At 50.8% G+C, this 20092-nt stretch carries 16 protein-coding genes; 6 read left to right on the forward strand and 10 right to left on the reverse strand.

Annotated features, from left to right (window positions below; translation table 11 throughout):
- Nucleotides 1-5 precede the first annotated feature (5 nt).
- The 9 genes from murG to HMPREF0645_RS10945 all read right to left on the reverse strand — a co-directional run bounded on the left by murG (nt 6) and on the right by HMPREF0645_RS10945 (nt 10936).
- Nucleotides 6-1118: an undecaprenyldiphospho-muramoylpentapeptide beta-N-acetylglucosaminyltransferase gene (gene murG / locus HMPREF0645_RS10905; RefSeq protein ID WP_007175066.1), complete on the reverse strand. Its 1113-nt coding sequence runs from the start codon at nt 1116-1118 to the stop codon at nt 6-8.
- 107 nt (nt 1119-1225) lie between these two features.
- A complete protein-coding gene (locus HMPREF0645_RS10910; protein ID WP_007175067.1) occupies nt 1226-2497 on the reverse strand; it encodes an FtsW/RodA/SpoVE family cell cycle protein in 1272 nt (423 codons plus the stop codon).
- Nucleotides 2498-2563: 66 nt separating this feature from the next.
- Nucleotides 2564-3895 (reverse strand): UDP-N-acetylmuramoyl-L-alanine--D-glutamate ligase, encoded by a 1332-nt coding sequence (gene murD, locus HMPREF0645_RS10915; RefSeq protein ID WP_044123587.1) that lies wholly within the window; start codon nt 3893-3895, stop codon nt 2564-2566.
- 104 nt (nt 3896-3999) lie between these two features.
- The gene (locus tag HMPREF0645_RS10920) at nt 4000-5268 is read right to left on the reverse strand and encodes a phospho-N-acetylmuramoyl-pentapeptide-transferase (protein WP_007175069.1); all 1269 of its coding nucleotides are present in this window, start codon (nt 5266-5268) and stop codon (nt 4000-4002) included.
- 24 nt (nt 5269-5292) lie between these two features.
- Entirely contained in the window at nt 5293-6747 is a 1455-nt protein-coding gene (locus HMPREF0645_RS10925) for a UDP-N-acetylmuramoyl-L-alanyl-D-glutamate--2,6-diaminopimelate ligase (RefSeq protein WP_007175070.1), read from the reverse strand.
- 39 nt (nt 6748-6786) lie between these two features.
- Nucleotides 6787-8955 (reverse strand): penicillin-binding transpeptidase domain-containing protein, encoded by a 2169-nt coding sequence (locus HMPREF0645_RS10930; RefSeq protein ID WP_007175071.1) that lies wholly within the window; start codon nt 8953-8955, stop codon nt 6787-6789.
- Nucleotides 8956-8961: 6 nt separating this feature from the next.
- Nucleotides 8962-9459, reverse strand: a complete 498-nt coding sequence (locus tag HMPREF0645_RS10935; RefSeq protein ID WP_007175072.1) for an FtsL-like putative cell division protein — start codon at nt 9457-9459, stop codon at nt 8962-8964.
- Complete coding sequence (gene rsmH, locus HMPREF0645_RS10940; protein ID WP_044123611.1) at nt 9456-10382, reverse strand: 16S rRNA (cytosine(1402)-N(4))-methyltransferase RsmH; 927 nt, start codon at nt 10380-10382, stop codon at nt 9456-9458. Before rsmH ends, HMPREF0645_RS10935 begins: the two co-directional genes overlap by 4 nt.
- A gap of 83 nt (nt 10383-10465) precedes the next feature.
- Entirely contained in the window at nt 10466-10936 is a 471-nt protein-coding gene (locus tag HMPREF0645_RS10945; RefSeq protein WP_007175074.1) for a division/cell wall cluster transcriptional repressor MraZ, read from the reverse strand.
- A gap of 860 nt (nt 10937-11796) precedes the next feature.
- Between HMPREF0645_RS10945 and HMPREF0645_RS10950 the strand changes: the two genes are divergently transcribed.
- Both HMPREF0645_RS10950 and HMPREF0645_RS10955 read left to right on the forward strand, forming a co-directional pair.
- The gene (locus HMPREF0645_RS10950; RefSeq protein WP_007175075.1) at nt 11797-12651 is read left to right on the forward strand and encodes a lyso-glycine lipid O-acyltransferase GlsA; all 855 of its coding nucleotides are present in this window, start codon (nt 11797-11799) and stop codon (nt 12649-12651) included.
- 18 nt (nt 12652-12669) lie between these two features.
- Complete coding sequence (locus HMPREF0645_RS10955; protein WP_044123612.1) at nt 12670-13650, forward strand: glycine N(alpha)-acyltransferase GlsB; 981 nt, start codon at nt 12670-12672, stop codon at nt 13648-13650.
- 24 nt (nt 13651-13674) lie between these two features.
- Here HMPREF0645_RS10955 and dgt read toward each other — a convergent pair whose 3' ends face one another.
- Nucleotides 13675-15012: a dGTP triphosphohydrolase gene (gene dgt / locus HMPREF0645_RS10960; RefSeq protein ID WP_007175077.1), complete on the reverse strand. Its 1338-nt coding sequence runs from the start codon at nt 15010-15012 to the stop codon at nt 13675-13677.
- Nucleotides 15013-15153: 141 nt separating this feature from the next.
- Between dgt and dut the strand changes: the two genes are divergently transcribed.
- From dut to HMPREF0645_RS10980, 4 genes are read left to right on the forward strand one after another with little or no spacing between them, the layout of a single operon-like run.
- Nucleotides 15154-15591 (forward strand): dUTP diphosphatase, encoded by a 438-nt coding sequence (gene dut, locus HMPREF0645_RS10965; protein ID WP_007175078.1) that lies wholly within the window; start codon nt 15154-15156, stop codon nt 15589-15591.
- A gap of 10 nt (nt 15592-15601) precedes the next feature.
- Nucleotides 15602-17392: a tetratricopeptide repeat protein gene (locus HMPREF0645_RS10970; RefSeq protein ID WP_007175079.1), complete on the forward strand. Its 1791-nt coding sequence runs from the start codon at nt 15602-15604 to the stop codon at nt 17390-17392.
- A complete protein-coding gene (lolB1, locus tag HMPREF0645_RS10975) occupies nt 17389-18279 on the forward strand; it encodes a lipoprotein insertase outer membrane protein LolB1 (RefSeq protein ID WP_007175080.1) in 891 nt (296 codons plus the stop codon). The genes HMPREF0645_RS10970 and lolB1 overlap by 4 nt, the downstream gene beginning before the upstream one ends.
- Nucleotides 18276-20012 carry a murein hydrolase activator EnvC family protein gene (locus tag HMPREF0645_RS10980; RefSeq protein WP_007175081.1) on the forward strand — a complete coding sequence of 579 codons (1737 nt, stop codon included), beginning with the start codon at nt 18276-18278 and terminating at the stop codon, nt 20010-20012. Before lolB1 ends, HMPREF0645_RS10980 begins: the two co-directional genes overlap by 4 nt.
- Nucleotides 20013-20092: the final 80 nt, after the last annotated feature.

Consider the following 20092-nt stretch of genomic DNA (forward strand, 5'->3'; position numbering starts at 1 on the left):
GCAAATTATTCCGCCCAGGCAAGCTTCACCACCTCGTCGGCTATGATAGCAGCCGAATCCTTCAGCCCCAGCTTCTTGATGTTTTGGCTTAGAGACTCGAGCTTGGCGTCGTCTGTCACGATGTTGAGAGCTGTCTGCAACAGGGTGTCGGGAGCATCGGTATCCTTAACATAGACTGCTGCATCTTTGTTGACCAGAGCCATGGCGTTCTTCGTTTGGTGGTCTTCGGCCACATTGGGACTGGGAACGAGAATCACGGGTGTGCCCAACAGGCAGAACTCGCTGATTGAACTGGCTCCCGCACGACTGATAACCAGGTCGGCTGCCTTGTATGCTGCTCCCATCTCACTGATAAAGTCCAAGACCTTGAGGTTAGGAATCGCACCGAAGTTGCTCACGGCCTTGTTCACCTCCTCGTTGTAATATTTACCCGTTTGCCAGATAAACTGCACGTCAGAAGCTTTCACTTGGGCAAGGTGTCGCCGTATGCTTTCGTTCAGGGTACGTGCACCAAGGCTTCCTCCCACTAAGAGTATCGTCTTCTTGTCGGGTTCAAGGCCGAACGATTGTCGTGCCTCCTCCCGGCTCATGTTGCATTCCAGGACATTTTGTCTCACCGGATTACCGGTCATGATAATCTTGTCGGCTGGGAAGAATCGGTCCATACCCTCGTAGGCCACGCATATTTTGTTGGCCTTTTTAGCCAGCAACCGATTGGTCACGCCGGCATAACTGTTCTGCTCCTGAATCAGGCAGGGAATGCCTTTCGATTCGCACACGTTGAGCATGGGGCCACTGGCATATCCGCCAACTCCTACTGCAACCATCGGTTTGAAGTCGCGGATAATGGCTTTGGCCATGTGCTGACTCTTGCGGATTCTGAACAACACAGCAATATTCTTGAAAAGATGCTTGCGGTCGAAACCGGAGATGGGAAGTCCCTTTATTTCGTATCCGGCTGCCGGCACGCGTTGCATTTCCATACGCCCGAGGGCTCCGACAAACAGAATCTTGGCATCAGGGTATTTGTCCTTGATGGCATTGGCTATTGAGACGGCCGGAAAAATATGGCCACCTGTTCCACCTCCGCTGATGATGATTCTTAATTCCTTGTTCATGTGAACGATATTATCTTTGGCAAAATTAATCAAAAAAAATCGCTTTAGGCCATATTCTCACCACTTTATTTGTGTCTTTGTCGTGTCAAGCCGTACTCCTTCCAACCCTATTCGCCAGCTATTGCCGGTATCGGTTTGTCGTTGGGTTCGATATTCTTTTTGGCCGTGCGGCTCACGCTCAGTATCACTCCGATGTAAACACAGTTGATGATAGACGATGTTCCGCCCTTGCTGATGAGGGGCAGTGGCTGACCGGTAACGGGAGCTAAGCCAACAGCTACGCACATGTTGAACAGAGCTTGGGTCACGAGCAGCAATGCCAGTCCCATGGCCAGGAAGGCCGGAAAGTTGTTCTCGCACCGATTGGCTATCCTGCCTGTACGAAACAGCAGGATAATATAGAGCATGGCGACAAAAAAAGCCCCTGCTATACCCAGTTCCTCAATGATGATGGCATAGATGAAGTCGGAAAAGGCCTGCGAGAGGAAGTCGCGTTCCACCGAGTTCCCAGGTCCCTTCCCGATGATGTTCGATGAAACGATGGCAATATTGGCATGAGCCACCTGCGCATCTTTGTCGAGATCCACCTCATTGGGTTCAACCTCCTTGCTGTTGAGAAACTTGTCGATACGCGATTTCCACGTGTCAAAGCGGTGCAGAACACCTCCGCTCCGGGTACTTCCTTCTTTTTCCCCGGCCAAGACCACTTGTTCCGTAAGATTGTTTTTATTGTTCTCCGACTGTTGGTCTTTTCCCAACACCATGACCAGGGTTACTACGCCCACGATGAATATAGTCACCACGCCCATGAGTTTGCCTAACTGTTGAGCCGGCACACGCCCCACGACCATCATCAGGAAAATCACGGCACACAGCAACGCTGCCGTAGAGAGGTTTTCGGCACCAATCAGTGGGATTATCACGGCACACACGATGAGGATGAACTTCATGGCATGTTTGTCTGCACCGTTGTCGGTTTGCATCGCACTGAGAATCTGGGCTGTGGCCAATACCATGGTGCCCTTGGCTATCTCGGAAGGTTGAAACTGTATGCCGAGAATCGTAATCCAGCGCTGGGCGTCGTTGGTGGAATGCCCGACAAAATACACCCAAATCAGTGCCGCGACCGAAATGATGAGCAGTATGGGCGTGGCAATTTTGAAATACTTGCACTTGATGTTCAGTGTCACGACCATAAAGAATACGCCGACGGCCAGAATCAGGATATGTTTGATGATAGGTGCCAGATAGTTACCCCCTTTGTAGGTCAGCCCGGACGAAGCAGAGAACACCTCTACGATGCTGATCAGGCAAAGGAAGAAGAATACCATCCAAATGACTTTGTCGCCTTTGAAAATATTTCCGAGTTTTTTATTCATTCATTCGTTTCCTATTTAAGGTTTGCAGAGGTTGAGAAGTCGATTCTTGTGCCCACCCCAAACTTGTTACAGGTTGCGCACCAATGCCTTGAATTGGTCTCCCCGATCCTCCATGTTGTTGAAGAGATCGAAGCTGGCGCAGCATGGTGAAAGCAGCACGGTGTCTCCGGTCTTGGCCATTTTGTAGCAGGCCTCTACACAGTCTTTCATTGAATGGGTGTCGGCCACGGGAATCCCCAGGTCGTCGAAGTTGTCGTGCAGTTTCTTGTTGTCGGCTCCGAGATAGACCAGTCCCACGCATTTCTGCTTCACCAGCTCTTTGATGGCATCATAGTTGTTACCCTTGTCCCTGCCTCCAATGATCAATATTGTGGGTGTGGTCATGCTTTCGAGGGCATACCAGCAGGCATCGACGTTGGTTGCCTTGGAGTCGTTAATATAGTGCACCCCGGCTACATCGCACACCTTTTCGAGTCGGTGTTCCACGCCGGGGAAGTCGCTGAGGCTCTTGCGTATCTGCTCTTTCCTGATGCCGCTGATGTTGGAGGCCAGTCCGGCAGCCAACGAGTTGTAAATGTTGTGCTTGCCGGTGAGCGACAGGCGTTCCTGCTCCATGTTGAAGGGCACGGGATATTCGAGTTTGTATTGACCCTCTTCGATATATCCGATGCTCCCTTTTTCCTTGAGTTCGGAGAACGGGCACTGCACGGCATGGATGTCGTATTTCTCCAGCTCCTTCTTCACCACAGGATCATCGTTCCAATAGATAAAGCTATCCTCCTCGGTCTGATTCCTGATAATGCGCATCTTGGCATCGACATAGTTCTGGAACTTATAGTCGTAGCGATCGAGATGGTCGGGAGTGATGTTGAGCAAGATGGCAATGTTGGCACGGAAGTCATACATATTGTCGAGCTGAAACGAGCTTAGCTCAATGATGTAGTAGGCGTGCGGGTCCTCTGCCACTTGCAGGGCCAGACTTCGGCCGATATTTCCTGCCAGTCCCACGTCATAACCAGCATTCTTGAAAATATGATATATTAGTGATGTGGTTGTGGTCTTGCCATTACTTCCGGTGACGCAAATCATCTTGGAATGGGTATACCGCCCGGCAAACTCTATTTCACTGATGATGCGTGTACCCTGTGCAATGAGCTTCTGAACCATAGGCGCCTGGTCGGGGATGCCGGGACTCTTGATCACTTCGTCGGCATTGAGAATTTTGGCTTCGGTATGTCCGCCTTCCTCCCATGCAATGCCATGATCGTCAAGTATCTGCTTATAGTGTTCCTTGATTTGGACGGAGTCGGAAACGAAGACGTCGAAGCCATCCTTCCTTGCGAGTACGGCGGCTCCGGCTCCGCTTTCTCCTGCTCCCAAAACTACGATTCTTTTCATATCTTTTCCAATTTTTTTCTTGTTGTTGTGTGAGGTGCGGGTGAGGATGGATTGCAGCTCCAGACATTCCCGGGCTTTTTCTCCCCTCGCTCCTTGTTCTCCTTTTATCTTATCTTCAGCGTGATGATGGTCATTGCGGCGAGGATTATCGTGATGATCCAAAAGCGGATGGTAATTTTTGCCTCGTGCTTAGCCGAATGTGGAGCCTTGATGAGATAAGTGCAGTCGCTGTCGAGCTGATCATCGGTTACGCGGAAATTGTCGTGTATGGGGGTACGTTTGAAGATGCGCTGCTTAACGCCCTTGCGCTTGCCCAACTTGAAATACCACACCTGCATGATGACGCTGAGGCTCTCGACGAAAAATATGCCGCAAAGGATGGGCAGCAGCAGCTCCTTGTGGATGATGATGGCACATACGGCAATAATGCCGCCGATAGTGAGCGACCCGGTGTCGCCCATGAACACCTGCGCGGGGTAGGCGTTATACCATAGAAATCCGATGAGAGCACCCACGAAAGCCGACATAAATACCACCAGCTCCTGAGACCCGGGAATGTACATGATGTTAAGATAGGCGGCAAATTCCATGTGCGAGCTGACGTATGCCAGTATGCCCAAGACTATCCCGATAATGGCGGAGTTTCCCGCCGCCATGCCATCCATGCCATCGTTGAGGTTGGCTCCATTACTCACAGCCGTCACAACAATAATGGTCATGATAACAAAGAGTATCCACCCTGCCGCCACTTTGTGCTTGCCACAGAACGACATGATATAGGAGTAGTCAAGGTTATGCCCCTTGACAAAGGGGATTGTAGTCTTGAGCGTCTTCCTGGCATCTGCCCTGTGCTTCACCACAACCTCCTGTCCTTGGCGTTCGAGCACGATATTCTCGTTCGATTTCACATCGGGCGATGCCCATAGCACCAACCCGACGATAAGTCCAATGCTCAGTTGTCCCACAATCTTATACTTGCCTTTCAATCCCTCCTTGTTGCGGCGGAATATCTTGATAAAGTCGTCCATACCACCCAGAAAGCCCAACCACAGGGTTGTGATGATCATCAGGATGAGGTAAATGTTTCTCAGGCGACCAAGAAGGAGCACCGGAACCAGAATCGAAACGATGATGATGATGCCTCCCATGGATGGCACGCCGATCTTCTTGATGCCGAAGGGGTCGATTTTCTCATCACGCTGGGTCTCCGTAATCTGTTTTTTCTTCAGATACTTGATGAATCTCTCGCCAAACCATGCGGATATGGCGAGCGACAATATCAGTGCCAGCAGGGCGCGGAACGATATGTATCCCCATATACGTGCGCCTGAAATGCCAAACTGTTCTAAGAATCTAAAAAGATAATACAGCATGTTTATAAATTTCTATAGTTCCCTTTATTGGGCGATACCGAATATTTCGCGGATCACTTCTCGGTCGTCAAAGTGATGCTTCACGCCCTTGATTTCCTGATAGTTCTCGTGTCCTTTCCCGGCCACGAGAACCACGTCACCCTTCTTGGCCAGCATACAGGCCGTTTTGATGGCCTCGCGTCGGTCGGCAATGCTGACAACCTTTTTCATCTGTTGGGTGTTCAGTCCGGCGAGCATGTCGTCGATGATATCCTGCGGCTCCTCAAACCGGGGATTGTCGCTGGTGATGATCACACGGTCGCTTTGCTTCACCGCCTCCTGCGCCATCAACGGTCGCTTGCCCTTGTCACGGTTTCCGCCTGCACCGCAGACGGTGATGATTTGTCCCGTTTTATCAACTTCGCGAATGGCATTGAGCACATTGGCCAGGGCATCGGGGGTGTGGGCATAGTCCACAATGGCCGTTACGCCTTCCGACGACTGTATCGGCTCCAATCGTCCACTCACGCTGTGGAGTGTGCTCAGGGTCACCAAGATATCCTCCGGCTGTTTACCCAGCATTCGGGCAGCCCCGTAAACAGCCAGCAGGTTGCTCACGTTGAACTTGCCTATAAACTGCACCCCCACGTCGTTGCCGTCCACGTTGAGATACATGCCTGCAAAGTGCATCTCGATGATGCGTGCACGGAAGTCGGCCATGCGCTCCATCGAGTAAGTCTTGATGGTAGCCTTGGTGTTCTGCACCATAAACATTCCGTTCTTATCATCGGCATTGGTGATGGCAAAGGCCGACTTGGGCAGATCGTCGAAAAACATCTTCTTCGCATTGCGATAGTTCTCGAAGGTGCCGTGATAATCGAGATGGTCGCGCGTGAGGTTGGTAAACAGCGCACCGGTAAATGTCAGTCCGCCAATGCGCCTTTGGGCTATGGCATGGCTCGAACACTCCATGAAGACATATTCGCAGCCGGCATCCACCATTTTGGCCAGCAGTTCGTTCAGTTCGATGGCATCGGGCGTGGTATGGTCGGCGGGTAGAACCTCGTCCTCGATGTAGTTGCACACGGTGGACAGAAGTCCGCACCGGTGTCCCATTTTGCGGAACATGTTATATAATAAGGTGGCAATGGTGGTTTTTCCATTTGTGCCCGTCACCCCCACCAGTTTCAGTTTCTTCGACGGATAGCCATAGAAGGCCGTGGCCAACTTGCCCACTGCCTCTGCCGTCGACGCCACCTGCACATAGGTCACACCATCCGTTCGGTCTTCGGGCATGTCTTCACAGAGTATGGCTTTTGCGCCCAGTTCTATGGCTTTGGGTATGAATTGGTGTCCATCAACCTGTGTTCCCTTCATGGCAACAAAGGCATGGCCGTTGCTAATTTTGCGTGAGTCGATGTTCACGCCTGTAATGTCAACATCGGTATCGCCGATGATGGCAAGAGATTTGATGCTTTTCAGCAGCTCTTGTAAATTCATATGATTATTGTTTATTATTTTTCACTCATGAAGTCTTCCTTATTCCAAGGTCAGCATGCACACATCTCCTTTTTGGATACAATGGCCGGCCGGGAGACTTTGTCCAACCACTTTGCCGCGGCCCCTCACACGGCATCGCACCCCGCGTTTCTCTATCAGGTAGACGGCATCGCGCGCACCCATGCCTGTCACGTCGGGAATAAACTTGTTGCCCAGCTCTTTCTTCCTAACTAATGTAATGTGGTTGGCATTTTTCTCCACGGTGCCCCAAACCGGCTTCTTCATAGGAGCCTGACTTCTGAAGTCGGCATTCGTCCGGATGCCCAGATGAGACAGCACATAGTCTGCCGAGAGGATGTTTCCACCCTTCACGTCGGGCACAAAAATGGAGGTGGAGTCTCTCGCATCGCTCACGTCGAGGCGAATGTCCTTGGCCATGATGCCCTCGGCAATATGGTGGAACACCACTCCGCTCATTCCGCCGCCCGAAGCCGGCAGTCCTGACTTCTGAATGCATACGATGCAACTGTATCGTGGAGCATCGGCTGGGAAGAAGCCTGCAAACGACAGCAGATAGTTCATGCGGCCGCTTTTGTAGCCGGCAGCACCTTGCGAAATCTGTGCCGTCCCGGTTTTTCCGGCCACGGCAAACGATCGGGAGCCTGCTTTCCTGCCCAGCCCCTCGCTCACCACCTTGGTCAGCATTTCCTGCATCCATTTGATAACCTTGGGCGACGCTATTTGCTCATGTCCGGCAACCACCTGTGGAGGAAATTCCTCGATGACTTGTCCGTTTTTGATCGCCGCTTTGACAAAGCGTGGCTGCATCATTTTCCCATCATTGGCAATGGCATTGTAGAAGGCAAGGGTAGAGATGGGCGGAATCTGGGTTTCATAGCCGATGCTCATCCAAGGCAGGGCTGTGTTGCTCCAGTTGATCCATTCTCCCCGTTTGTTCTTTTTAGGCATGCGGACAATACCTGAGGCTGCCCCCACGATGGGGATGTGCAGGTCGGCGGTGATGCCCGAGCGACGAACACCCTCCACAAACTTTTCAGGATTGGCGTGATAATACTCGTCGACAATCCGACTGACACCGATGTTGGAGCTCACCTTCAGGGTCTTGGGCAGGTTCATCATGCCATATCCGCCCCGCCTCCAGTTGTGGTCCTTCATCTGTCTGCCGTACATCGGCCATATGCCGCCTCCGGTATCCACAGTCTTGGTGGTGTCGCACATGCCGTCTTCCAGCACGGTCATGATCGATATGGGCTTAAACACGGAGCCTGGCTCGAGCAGGTCGCTCACGGCATGGTTCTTGATTTCTCGATACTCGCCGTCGATACATTTTTCCATGTTCACGATGGCCTTGATGTCTCCGGTCTTCACCTCCATGACGATGGCCACACCCACATTGCCGTTGATTTCCCTCAGCTCGTCGATCACGGCGCGCTCGGCCAGGTCTTGCATTTCCACGTCGATGGTGGTTACAATGTCAGATCCGGCTATGGGCGGCGTGTCCATGATGTCGAGAAACTTGTTGAGCACTTTGCGGCGATGTTTGATGCCCGTGGTGCCCCGGAGCAGGGAGTCGTACGACAGCTCCAAGCCGCAACGCGGTGTGCGACCGCCGTCCATGGCCGCATACATATCGCCTACGGTTCGTCCGGCGAGTGTTCCATAGGGTCGTTCGCGCGAGTTGAGCTCGTCCCAGTGGAATCCGCTCTTGAATTTTGAGAGGCAGAACACGGGCAGCTGCTTCACCCGCGAATAGGTGTTGTAATCGATGCGCTTGGGCCATATAGGCCAGTGGCGCTTCATCTCCCTGCGCCCCTGTTCCAGGTTGGCCTTGAATGCCGCGGCGCTACGCTCGGGGAAGATGTGGCTCAGTCCCATGCAGATACTGTCGACCTTCTCGTCCCACAGGCTGTCGGTCTGGGCAATGTGAAGCTGTTTAAAGTCCATATAGACCTTGAACTCAGGCAGCGATGAGGCCAGCAGCTGACCGTCGCAGCTCAGAATGTTGCCGCGCGTGGGTATCACCTCCACGCTGTCCTTTTTCACGCGGTTGGCCACCTTGAGCCAATAGTCGCGCTTGGCGGTCATGATATAGCTTGCCTTGGCCACCACAGCCAGTGCAATCAGTGTCATCAATACGGCGATGGCACTGTATCTCGGCATAATTTTGTTATAATCGAACTTGCTCATTACTGTTTATTCCGGAACGCTGATGATATAGGGTGGTTGATTGGCCATTTTCAGCACGCTGTCACCACTGTTTTTCAAGAGATTCAACACATTGCTCTGCCGACTCTTCTCGGTGAGCTGACTGGTACTCGAGAGGGCTCTGTACTTGGCATCCTGCAGTTCGGCCTGGAGCCGGTCTATCTCGATGATATCCTGCTGGCAACTGTATCGGTTGGAGATATAGAGTATCAGGAAGAACACGATAAGCACAAACAGCCATATTTGCCGGCGTATGGCGGCCGTGTTCAGGATGTCGCCACCGAGAACCTTGCGCAGGGAGAGGTAGCGCGACTGTGGCGCTTCGCCTTCGATGGCCTGCTCCTGAATGACCGCTTTCAGCGAGAGCCCTTCGTCGTCATTTTCCGTATCAGGACTTTGGGTGCCCTTTTCGGGTTCGGTCTCGGACGGGGTGTTAACGACCTGTTGCTTGGGATCCTGGATGTTTTTGTTGTTGTCTTCGTTCATTTCTTTTCGGCTATTCTGAGTTTTGCACTTCGGCTTCTTGGGTTTCTCGCCAGTTCCTCGTCGCTTGGAACAATGACTTTGTTGTTCACTAACCTGAAGGGGCATTCCACCCTTCCAAAGAAGTCCTGCCGGAGCTTTCCCTCTGCATTTCCGGTTTTCATCATGTTTTTCACCATCCGGTCCTCCAGCGAGTGGTAGGTGATGACGCTCAGTCTTCCTCCCGGAGCCAGCAGGTCGGTGGCTGCGGTGAGCATTTCCCGGAGTGCAGCCATCTCCTGATTCACCTCGATGCGGAGTGCCTGAAACAGTTTGGCCATGTCTTTCTTCTCGCGCCCCCGCCTGAAGAGAGGTTGCACGGCATTGACGAAATCCTGGGTGGTGAGAATCTTTCCTTGATTTCTTTCTTTCACCAGTACGGACGCGATGCGCCGTGAGGATTTCAGTTCGCCGTAGAGATAGAAAATATCGGCCAGCTGCTCCTCTTCGTAGTTGTTCACCACGTCGGCAGCCGTTTGCCCACCACGCTTGTTCATGCGCATGTCTAACGGGGCATCGAAGCGGAACGAGAATCCGCGGGCCTCATCGTCAAAATGATGACTCGACACGCCGAGGTCAGCCAGAAGTCCGTCGATATGCTCCACCCCGTAATAGCGCATCCAGTTCTTCAGGTATCGAAAATTGGAGCGCACAAAGGTGAAGTTGTCTAAAGTCTCCCCGCTGCCCGACAGGTTTTGTTCGGCATCCGCGTCCTGGTCGAAGCTGTAGAGATGGCCGTCCTGATGGAGTCGTGAGAGAATTTCGCGCGAATGGCCGCCCCCGCCGAAGGTGACGTCCACATAGGTGCCGTCGGGTTTGATGTCAAGCCCGTCTACACTCTCTTTCAGTAATACCGGAACGTGGTATTTCTCTGCTTTAATAACCATTCTTGCTTTTTCAAAATTTCTCAAACTGTCATCAGCGTTTTGCGTCATGCTTGCTTCTGCCTGCCGAAACGGCTTGTGCTCATTCATTCAGTGGCGTTGGCATCGTGGTTTGGACTCATCAGTTTTTCCAGAGCCGACCCAAACTCTTCTTTGTCCATCAGGGGTAGAGCCTCTTGGGGCTTGTTGGGCCATATTTCGATGGTGTCGCCCATGCCCACGAAGCGCAGCGACTGGGTGATGCCTGCTGCTTGCAGGAAATCCCGGGGAATGAGAATGCGTCCGTTGGCGTCCATCGTTATGCTGGTCACACCGCTCACGAAGGTGCGGAAAACCATCTGTTGCTGGCGATCCCAGCGCGACAGCCGGGCACGCATCTCGTCCATGAGCGAGTTCCACACCGATTCGGGATAGATGATCAGCGTGTCTTCGAAGATGTCCTGACGCAACACAAGTCCGCTCTCGCCAGGTGCCATAAGCATCTTGCGAAATTGTGCGGGGAGGAAAGCCCTGCCTTTCGAATCGATTTTTGCCTCAATATTACCTAAAAAGCGCATGCGAACATCTTTATTGTAAATTTGCCTTCAAAGATACACAAAATTCCCCACTTTCCACCACTTTTCCCCACTAAATTTTAATTTCACCCTTGATTTGATGATATTGTGGCTTTTTGGCACTTTTTTGCGCGTACGGGTCAACGAACAGATTTGGTCTGGCAGATGCCCAATGACGCCGTGGGAAGCGGAAGTATGAGCGTTCTCGTAAGGTTGAAAATTACTTGTATAAAAGTTTACAAAGTTGTTCAAATTCTGCGTCTATTCATAAATGGATTTTGCTTTTTTCTAAATTTGCTCAAATAAATGAGTTTTCTACAAACTATTGATTGATGGGGTGTTGTATTTATTTTAGAATTATCGTCTCCGTAAAGTTTCCCAAGTGCCTTGCGATAAGGGCTTAAACGCAGGATGAAAAGGCTTCGGTCGCGTGATGTTCAGGCTGCAATCGCACGGCGAAAGAGGCTTTGTCGCAGGGTCATCAGGACTTGATCGCAGCATTCCGACGGCATAAAAGGACTGCTTTTGATTCTTTGTTTACAAATCGAGATGATTTTCATGCTGGAAGAGATGGCGTGCCAGGCCTGTTTTTTGGGATATATATTTTACAGGTTGATGACTCCCTGCACCGATTCATGAGCGGGTGCGCATGCATGACGGCAGTTACAGATAGGTAGCGACGGACAGGAAAGAGCGGTGGGGGAACGTGGGATGGTTTCTGTCGGAGACGGCATAGAACGCATGGGATGATGTTTTGTTTCGTTTAGATTTCATTTCATGCAAATGCCAAACTTTTTCGCACTAAATTTGAGTATTTAGAAAAAGATGTGTTATTTTTGCAATTGCTTACTATATTGCGAACGATGAGTGAAAGCATGGAAAAAACAATTGACATTGACCAGATATTGAGGAGCAAGATGGGCAGCAAGGCGAAGTATTTGCCGGGATTTGTTGTCAATTGGCTGAAACGGTTGGTTCACGAGGACGAAGTGAATAAGTTCTTGTGGGAGAGCCGTGGCAAGCAGGGTACGGAATGGCTCGAGGAGTGTGTGAAGTATCTCGACATGCATGTCACCATCGAAGGAAAGGAAAACCTGCCCGACAAGAACGACGGTAAACTCTACACGTTTGTGTCCAACCACCCCTTGGGAGGGCAGGATGGCGTTTGTCTGGGTGCCATCATCGGCAAGCATTATGACGGCAAATTCCGCTACCTTGTCAACGATTTACTGATGTTTCTTCCCGGTTTGAAGCCCGTGAGCATTGGTATTAACAAAACCGGAAGGCAGGGGCGAAACTTTCCCCGAATGGTGGAGGAAGGTTTCAATAGCGACAACCATATATTGATGTTCCCGGCAGGATTGAACTCTCGCGATATCGACGGCGTTATCCGAGATTTGCCTTGGAAGAAAACATTCATCACCAAAAGTGTGGAACACCATCGTGACGTGGTGCCCATCTATTTCAGCGGGCGCAATTCCAAGCGATTTTACCGACTGGCCAAATGGCAGAAGAAGCTGGGGCTGAAGGTGAATATAGCCATGCTCTTCTTAGTTGACGAAATGTATAGGAACGTCCACAAGAATTATCGTATTGTCATTGGAAAGCCTATTCCATGGCAGACGTTTGATGAGAGCAAAACACCGATGGAATGGGCACAATTTGTACAAGATAGGGTTTACGACCAAGCCGGACCGGCCGGCTTGCGTGCGGAGTAGCCCCAACCAATAATGATTATGCAAGAAGAAATTATCAAACCGATAAGCAAGGATTTACTGAAGAGTGAGCTGCCCCCCGATCGTTTGCTCCGCACGACCAATAAGAGTCACAACGACATATATATCGTCAGTGCTCACACGGCACCCCATGTGATGCAGGAAATCGGACGTCTGCGCGAGATTGCTTTCCGCACGGCAGGCGGAGGAACGGGCAAGTCGGTGGATATCGATGAGTTTGACACGATGGAAAACGGATGCATGCAACTCATTGTGTGGAATCCGGAGGCCGAGGAAATCATAGGTGGTTATCGCTACTTGTTCGGCGACAGGTGGCGGCTGGATGCCGATGGACAGCCTAATTTAGCCATGAATCACATGTTCAGGTTTTCCGAGAAGTTTATGAAGGAGTATGCTCCCTATACGGTAGAACTTGGACGCTCGTTTGTCTCGCTGGAATATCAGAATGTAAGAAAGAATACCAAGTCCATCTTTGCTTTGGACAATCTGTGGGATGGATTGGGGGCGCTGACTGTCATCAATCCCGACTGTAAGTATTTTCTTGGCAAGATGACGATGTATCCGTCGTTCGTGCGTCGTGGCCGGGATATGATTCTATACTTCCTTAACAAGCATTTTGGCGACGACGAACAGCTTGTTGTCCCGATAGAACCGCTGAAAACAGAGTCTTCCCGGGAGGAGTTCGAACATTTGTTATGTGAGGATGATTTCAGGAAAGATTACCGAATCCTGAATCGTGAGGTGCGTAACTTGGGGTTTAATATTCCTCCGCTTATCAATGTCTACATGAATCTAAGCCCCACCATGAAGTTTTTTGGCACGGCCATCAACTATGAGTTTGGCGATGTGGAGGAGAGCGGAATCCTGATAGCCATGGACGAAATATTCGAAGAGAAGCGCATTCGTCATGTCAACAGTTTCGTCAAGGAGCACCCCGAAGCCCTCAAGCTGCCGGGAAGACCCAACAACGTGATGTTCTAGGGTTTGCCTGCAAGTCGCAGCCCGCTACACAATCGGTAGCGACAGACCGTTTATTTTCTGATAGATGTCGAGTGCATAGACATCTGTCATGCCACTGATGTAGTCGAGAACAGCCATAATTCGTGTTTCAAGGTTCTCGCTTTGGATTTCATATTGACTACTGAATCGCTCGATAAGTTGCTTGCTGTGAAACTGGTCGGGTTTTACGGCGGCTTCGATGAGCCGCTGCATCAACGTTTCCATAATTTTGTAACCGCTCAGTTCCACGTCGAGTACGGGTTTACTGCGATAAATTCTCTTGTAGGCAAGCTCGGCACAACGTTTGTAAGCCATGCGCTGTGGGTAGGCGATGTTCTCGATGAGACTGCCCCGGAACGTGCCGTTTAGGATTTCCTCTTCGTGTTCCAGAAATGTTTTCACACACTCGTTTTGCAAGATACCCACGGCGCAGGCGCGCATGTAGACAATCTGTTCGTTGATATCGCTGACGCCTTCTTCATCCAAACGTTTGCGTATGGAGGTTTGCGTAGGCTGATCGAAGAAGCTCAGGAGCAGATCCGCAGTTTCTCCATGTGACAGGATCTTGAGCTTGTGGGAGTCTTCAATGTCCATGATTTGGTAACAGATGTCGTCAGCGGCCTCCATCAAATAGACCAGCGGATGGCGCACGTAGGCAGGTGGTTCGCCGGGCTTGGAGGTGCGAATAATGCCCAATTCATCGGCTATTTTTTGATAAATGTCGGCTTCCGATGAGAAGAATCCGAACTTGCCGTGCTTGCCTGCGGCACCGCTTGCGAACGGATATTTCACGATAGACGCCAGTGTGGAGTAGGTCATGACAAAGCCGCCGGCCCTGCGACCCCTGAAACGATGGGTCAATAGTCGGAAGGCATTGGCATTTCCCTCGAAGTGTGTGATGTCTTCCCAAAACTCCGGCGACACCTTGTCCTGAAGGAACATTCCCTCGCCTTCGGTGAAATAGGTCTGTATGGCTTTCTCGCCGGAATGGCCAAACGGTGGATTGCCCATGTCGTGAGCCAAGCCTGCGGTGTGAACGATGGTGCCGATTTCCTCAAAGAGTGTACCTCGAAGTTCCGGGTATTTTTTGACAAGGCGGCTTGCTACGTCATCACCTAATGATTTGCCGAGTGATGAAACCTCGAGGGAGTGGGTGAGTCGGTTGTGTACAAACACGCTTCCGGGGAGCGGGAAAACCTGAGTCTTGTTTTGTAGGCGGCGGAACGGAGCCGAATAGATGAGACGGTCGCCGTCTCGCTTGAATTCAGAGCGGTCGTCAAGACGTGTGGGGTGCCGGTCTTCCTGTCCAAATCTTTTGTTGGAGATGAGTTGTTTCCAGTTCATAACACTAATGTTGGTATGTGTGGTGTCTTTATTGTCGATAGGGGTATCTGTTACAAAGTTACCGCTTATTCTCCTATTTTCTTTCTTTTTAATAATTAAAATGTAGTAATGTGCCCATAATTCATTACTTTTGCATTCTATATGGTAAAGATAAAAGTTGTAAACAAAGGGCATCAGCCACTTCCGGCGTATGCTACTGCGCAAAGTGCGGGCATGGATCTGCGTGCGAGTCTCGACGAGTCGGTTGTGCTGAAACCGATGGAACGTCGCCTGATTCCCACGGGCTTGCACATCGCTTTGCCCGAGGGATTTGAGGCGCAGGTACGCCCGAGAAGCGGACTGGCGCTGAAACGAGGCATCACGGTGTTGAATTCGCCCGGAACAATCGATGCTGATTACAGGGGCGAGGTGATGGTGTTGCTCGTCAATTTCTCGCAGGAAGACTTTACAGTCAACGATGGCGAGCGCATTGCACAGATGGTGATTGCTCGTTATGAGCAGGCTGAAATGGAAGTTGTCGAAGTGCTCGATGAAACGGAGAGAGGCACGGGAGGATACGGTCACACGGGTGTGAAATGATAATGGGAATATGAGAAAACTGCGTAGACATCTGGCTTTTGTTCTCTTGGCCATGCTGGTGCTGACTGGCGTGGTTCGGCCTGCCACAGCCTTGGCTGTGAAAGGTGGGGCGTCATCGGGTTTGAAAGATGCCAAAGTCGATATGACGGGTTATACGGGTTATACGGATCGTATGCGGTATAACTACTTTTTCCTGGAGGCGGTGCGTTGTCAGAATGCCGGACAATATGCAGCAGCATTCGATTTGCTGAACCATTGCTTAGAAATCAATCCCGGAGCGGCGGAAGCTTACTATATGCGTGCTCGCTATTTCTCCCAGCTTCGTAAAGACAGCCTGGCTTTAAACGATCTGGAAACAGCCGCCCAACTGAGGCCGAACAATGACACCTATCAGGAAAAGGTGGCTCAGTTCTATATCGGCATGGGCAACTATGACAAGGCCGTTGAGACATACGAGCGGTTGTATGCGGTGCAACGCGACCGCAGCGATGTGTTGAATATCCTCGTCCAACTCTACAAACAGCAGAAGGAATATGACAAAATGCTCCATACCATCGATCGGTTGGAGCGCATAGAGGGGGAGAATGAGCAGTTTGCTTTGGCCAGAATGAGTGTTTATGAACTCAAGGGAGATACCAAAAACGCATACAAAACCCTCAAGAAGTTGGCCGATACTCATCCCAATGACTTGACATACAGTATTATGTTGGGCAATTGGCTCATGCACAACAAAAAGAAAAAAGAGGCATATCGGCTTTTCAGCAAGGCCTTGGAAGCTGAGCCTGAGAACACGTATGCACAAAGTTCGATGTACGACTACTATCGTGCGGCAGGACAAGACGAGCAGGCTAATGAGATGATGGAGCGTATATTGTTGGGCAAGGACACTCCTGCTGACAGTCGGATGCAGTTTATTCGTCAGGCCATTCGGGAAAATGAGCAGCAGGGCGGTGACTCCCTGAAGATGATCGGGCTCTTCGATCGTATGCAGCAGGCACTACCGAAAGATGCTGCCGTGGCCGAAATGAAAGTGGCTTACTATACGCTCAAAAAGATGCCTGAGGATGAAATCAACCAAGCCCTGACCGATTTGCTGGAGCTTGCACCGGATAATGGCGGGGCGCGATTCCAGTTGATACAGAATAAATGGGCCAAGCAAAACTGGAAGGAAGTGGCCGAACTGAGCGAGCCGGGAATGCTGTATAATCCCGATGAAATGGCCTTTTATTACTTCACAGGACTTGCCCGTTATTATCAAAAGGATGATGCGGGAGCACTTGATGCCCTGCAGCGGGGGACAGCGGAAATCAATTCCAAGAGCGATCCATCCATTGTGAGCGACTTCTATGCCATCATGGGAGATATATACCACAGCCGTGGAGAAAAAGAAAAAGCCTATGCGGCCTTTGACAGTTGCCTGCAATGGAAGCCTGACCATATCATGACGCTCAACAACTATGCCTACTACCTCTCGATAGAAGGTGGTGACTTGAAGCGGGCGGAGGAAATGAGTGCCAAGGCGGTGAAGGCAGAGCCAAAGAACCCAACCTATCTCGACACATACGCTTGGGTACTTTATTGCCAGAAGCGATATGAAGAAGCCCGGATTTATATTGACCAGGCATTGAAATACAGCGAGGATTCGACGTTCAGCGCCGATGTTCTGGAACATGCCGGAGATATTTATATCAAGACGGGACACACCGAAGAGGCATTGCAAATGTGGCAAAAGGCCATCGACGCCGGGGGAAATGCAACGGTGTTGAATGAAAAAAGAAAACGTTATACCAAGAGCAAATGAAGATAACGAGCAGAATACTATTGATGTGTGTGGCCTTGCTGATGGCTTCTTGCGGTGCCAAGAAGGCCATGGTCAAAGATTCCTCCGTTGGGGAAGCGGGTGTGGCAACCAAGGGCACGTCTGCCATTTCGCGTGAATTGGCCTTTGTTCAGAAGGTGAGCGACCAGAAGATATATGCCAAGAACATAGTTGCCGACATGAGATTTACTGCCCAAATGGGAAGTCGCAACATTTCTGTGCCGGGTGCTCTCCGTATGCGAAAAGATGAGGTGATACGGTTGCAACTGTTTATTCCGCTGCTTGGCAGTGAGGTGGGAAGACTGGAATTCACACCCGACTATGTGCTTGTGATAGACAGAATACATAAGCAATACGTTAAGGGAGACTACAATCAGATTGATTTTTTAAAAGCTAACGGACTGAACTTCTATTCATTACAGGCTTTGTTTTGGAACCAATTGCTGTTGCCAGGAGTTGCACAAGTGCGTGAAGGTGACTTGAGAAAATTCAAGGTCGAACTCCAAGAAGCGGGGCAGGAAGTGCCTGTGAGCCTGCAGAATGGTAACATGAACTATGTGTGGAAAGCCAATCGCGAGAGTGGGCTCATCAATGAAGCAATGGTGAGCTACAACAGTGCACGTCACGGCAAATCGGATTTGCTGTGGAAATATGCAGACTTTCTGCCGATAGGGTCGAAGAAATTCCCCGGAAATCAGGAGTTTTCGTTTGAGACGACATCAACTGATAAACTGCAGAAGATGACTGTGAAGCTGGAAATGGATAAACTGAGGACCTCGGATGACTGGGAAACCCGTAGCACGGTTTCCACCAGATATAAGGAGATGGATGCCAAGCAGATCCTTGGCAAACTACTTGATATGCAATGAGAAGAATACTGACTATACTTTTAGCCTTGTCACTTGTCGCAGCCACGGGAGCCCAAACCCGTAAGCGGACGACAAGAAAAGCTGTATCCACAACAAAGACGAATAAGAGTACGCCGCAAAGAAAAAACACTCGGAAGACGACTACATATAGCAATTCGTCTATTCGGGGATTGCAAAACCAACGTTCGGCCATTCAGAAAAAAATACGGGAGCAGGAACGCGCGCTGAAATCCAACAAGGCCGACGTGGAGAAACGATTGCGCAATTTGATGATACTGAATAGGGAAATTGACCAGCGGCAGAAGAATATAGAAGGAATACAAAGTGATATTCAGTATATTGAGGGGAACATAGGAATACTGAATACGCAACTTCAGACCTTGGAACAGCAACTCAAGGATCGTCAGGCCAAGTATATCAAGTCTATGAAATACATGGCGCGGCATCGCTCCGTGCAGAACAAGCTGATGTTTATCTTCTCTGCAAAAAACCTCTATCAGATGTATCGGCGCCTTCGTTTTGTGCGTGAATATGCACAGTATCAACGGGCGCAAGGTGAAGCTGTGAGAGCCAAGCAGGCCGAGGTGAACAACAAGCATCGCCAATTGCAAAATGTCAGAGGACAAAAGAATAATCTGCTTTCCAAGGGACAGCAGGAAAAGCAGAAGTTAGAGACCAACAAGACCGAGCAGCAACAAATGGTGCAGGGGTTGCAGAAACAGCAGAAAACCATCCAGTCTGTCATTGCCGACCAGCACAAGAGAGATGCCGCGCTTAATGCACAGATAGACCGCTTGGTTGAAATAGAAATTCAGAAAGCCCGCGCCCGTGCAGAGGCTGAAGCCAAACGCAAGGCAGCTGCGGCCGAGGCAGCCAAGCGACGTGCGGCCGAGTTGGCTCGTAAGAAGGCCGAAGCCGAAGCTGCTGCCCGGGAAAATGCCCGCCGGATAGCCGAAGCCAAGGCTCGCGAGGAAAAGTTGAAAGAAGAGGCGCGTCGGGCAGCTGCGACCGAGGCTGCTGCCCGGAAAGCCCGTGCTGAAGCTGCCGAGGCAGCACGCAAGAAGGCTGCCGAACAAGCGATGGAAAATGAACGAGCTGCCCAGCAGGCCGCAGCCCGTGAACTTGCCGAGAAGGCTGCACGCGCCGCAGAAGTACAGCGTGCTGCAGAAGCCCGAAAGGCGGCTGCAGACCAAGCGGCACGCGAAGCCGAGTCGATGCGCCGCGCTGCTGAGCGTAAAGAAGTTGCCGATGCCGCACGGGCCAAGCAGGAAATAGCAGAGGCAAGGCAGGACGTGGAGGAGGTCAAGAAATTCTCCACGGTAGACCGAATGATGAACAACGGATTCGAGGCCAACCGTGGCCGTTTGCCCATGCCAATCACCGGTAGTTATAAAATTGTGAGTCACTTTGGACAATATAATGTGGAGGGCCTGAGAGGTGTGACGCTTGACAACAAGGGTATCAACATCATGGGAAACAACGGTTGTCAGGCACGATCGGTATACGACGGCGAGGTGAGTGCGGTGATCAGCTATGCGGGGACAGCGGTTGTGATGGTTCGCCACGGCGCCTACATCTCTGTATATTGCAACCTCAAATCGGTCAGCGTGAGCAAGGGACAGAAGGTGTCTACGGGGCAGGCACTCGGCTCGGTGGGTACGGACAATATCCTGCAGTTCCAGCTTCGTAAGGAAAGGACGAAGCTGAACCCCGAGGCATGGCTCAGAAAATAAGCGTGATTCTTAATTCATACCATACAACTCATCATTTGTCCTTCCTATCAACTATTGTTTGATGACAAATGATGAGTTGC

Origin of the sequence: Hallella bergensis DSM 17361, assembly GCF_000160535.1 — a bacterium.
Lineage (GTDB): Bacteria > Bacteroidota > Bacteroidia > Bacteroidales > Bacteroidaceae > Prevotella > Prevotella bergensis.

What these genes read in the sequence shown, in the direction of transcription:
- murG (WP_007175066.1), bottom strand. Translation starts at nt 1,118, where the DNA reads ATGAACAAGGAATTAAGAATCATCATCAGCGGAGGTGGAACAGGTGGC.
- HMPREF0645_RS10955 (WP_044123612.1), top strand. Translation starts at nt 12,670, where the DNA reads ATGCAAGAAGAAATTATCAAACCGATAAGCAAGGATTTACTGAAGAGT.
- HMPREF0645_RS10935 (WP_007175072.1), bottom strand. Translation starts at nt 9,459, where the DNA reads ATGAACGAAGACAACAACAAAAACATCCAGGATCCCAAGCAACAGGTC.
- HMPREF0645_RS10950 (WP_007175075.1), top strand. Translation starts at nt 11,797, where the DNA reads ATGAGTGAAAGCATGGAAAAAACAATTGACATTGACCAGATATTGAGG.
- HMPREF0645_RS10920 (WP_007175069.1), bottom strand. Translation starts at nt 5,268, where the DNA reads ATGCTGTATTATCTTTTTAGATTCTTAGAACAGTTTGGCATTTCAGGC.
- HMPREF0645_RS10945 (WP_007175074.1), bottom strand. Translation starts at nt 10,936, where the DNA reads ATGCGCTTTTTAGGTAATATTGAGGCAAAAATCGATTCGAAAGGCAGG.
- HMPREF0645_RS10925 (WP_007175070.1), bottom strand. Translation starts at nt 6,747, where the DNA reads ATGAATTTACAAGAGCTGCTGAAAAGCATCAAATCTCTTGCCATCATC.
- murD (WP_044123587.1), bottom strand. Translation starts at nt 3,895, where the DNA reads ATGAAAAGAATCGTAGTTTTGGGAGCAGGAGAAAGCGGAGCCGGAGCC.
- lolB1 (WP_007175080.1), top strand. Translation starts at nt 17,389, where the DNA reads ATGAAGATAACGAGCAGAATACTATTGATGTGTGTGGCCTTGCTGATG.
- HMPREF0645_RS10930 (WP_007175071.1), bottom strand. Translation starts at nt 8,955, where the DNA reads ATGAGCAAGTTCGATTATAACAAAATTATGCCGAGATACAGTGCCATC.
- rsmH (WP_044123611.1), bottom strand. Translation starts at nt 10,382, where the DNA reads ATGGTTATTAAAGCAGAGAAATACCACGTTCCGGTATTACTGAAAGAG.
- HMPREF0645_RS10970 (WP_007175079.1), top strand. Translation starts at nt 15,602, where the DNA reads ATGAGAAAACTGCGTAGACATCTGGCTTTTGTTCTCTTGGCCATGCTG.
- HMPREF0645_RS10980 (WP_007175081.1), top strand. Translation starts at nt 18,276, where the DNA reads ATGAGAAGAATACTGACTATACTTTTAGCCTTGTCACTTGTCGCAGCC.
- HMPREF0645_RS10910 (WP_007175067.1), bottom strand. Translation starts at nt 2,497, where the DNA reads ATGAATAAAAAACTCGGAAATATTTTCAAAGGCGACAAAGTCATTTGG.
- dgt (WP_007175077.1), bottom strand. Translation starts at nt 15,012, where the DNA reads ATGAACTGGAAACAACTCATCTCCAACAAAAGATTTGGACAGGAAGAC.
- dut (WP_007175078.1), top strand. Translation starts at nt 15,154, where the DNA reads ATGGTAAAGATAAAAGTTGTAAACAAAGGGCATCAGCCACTTCCGGCG.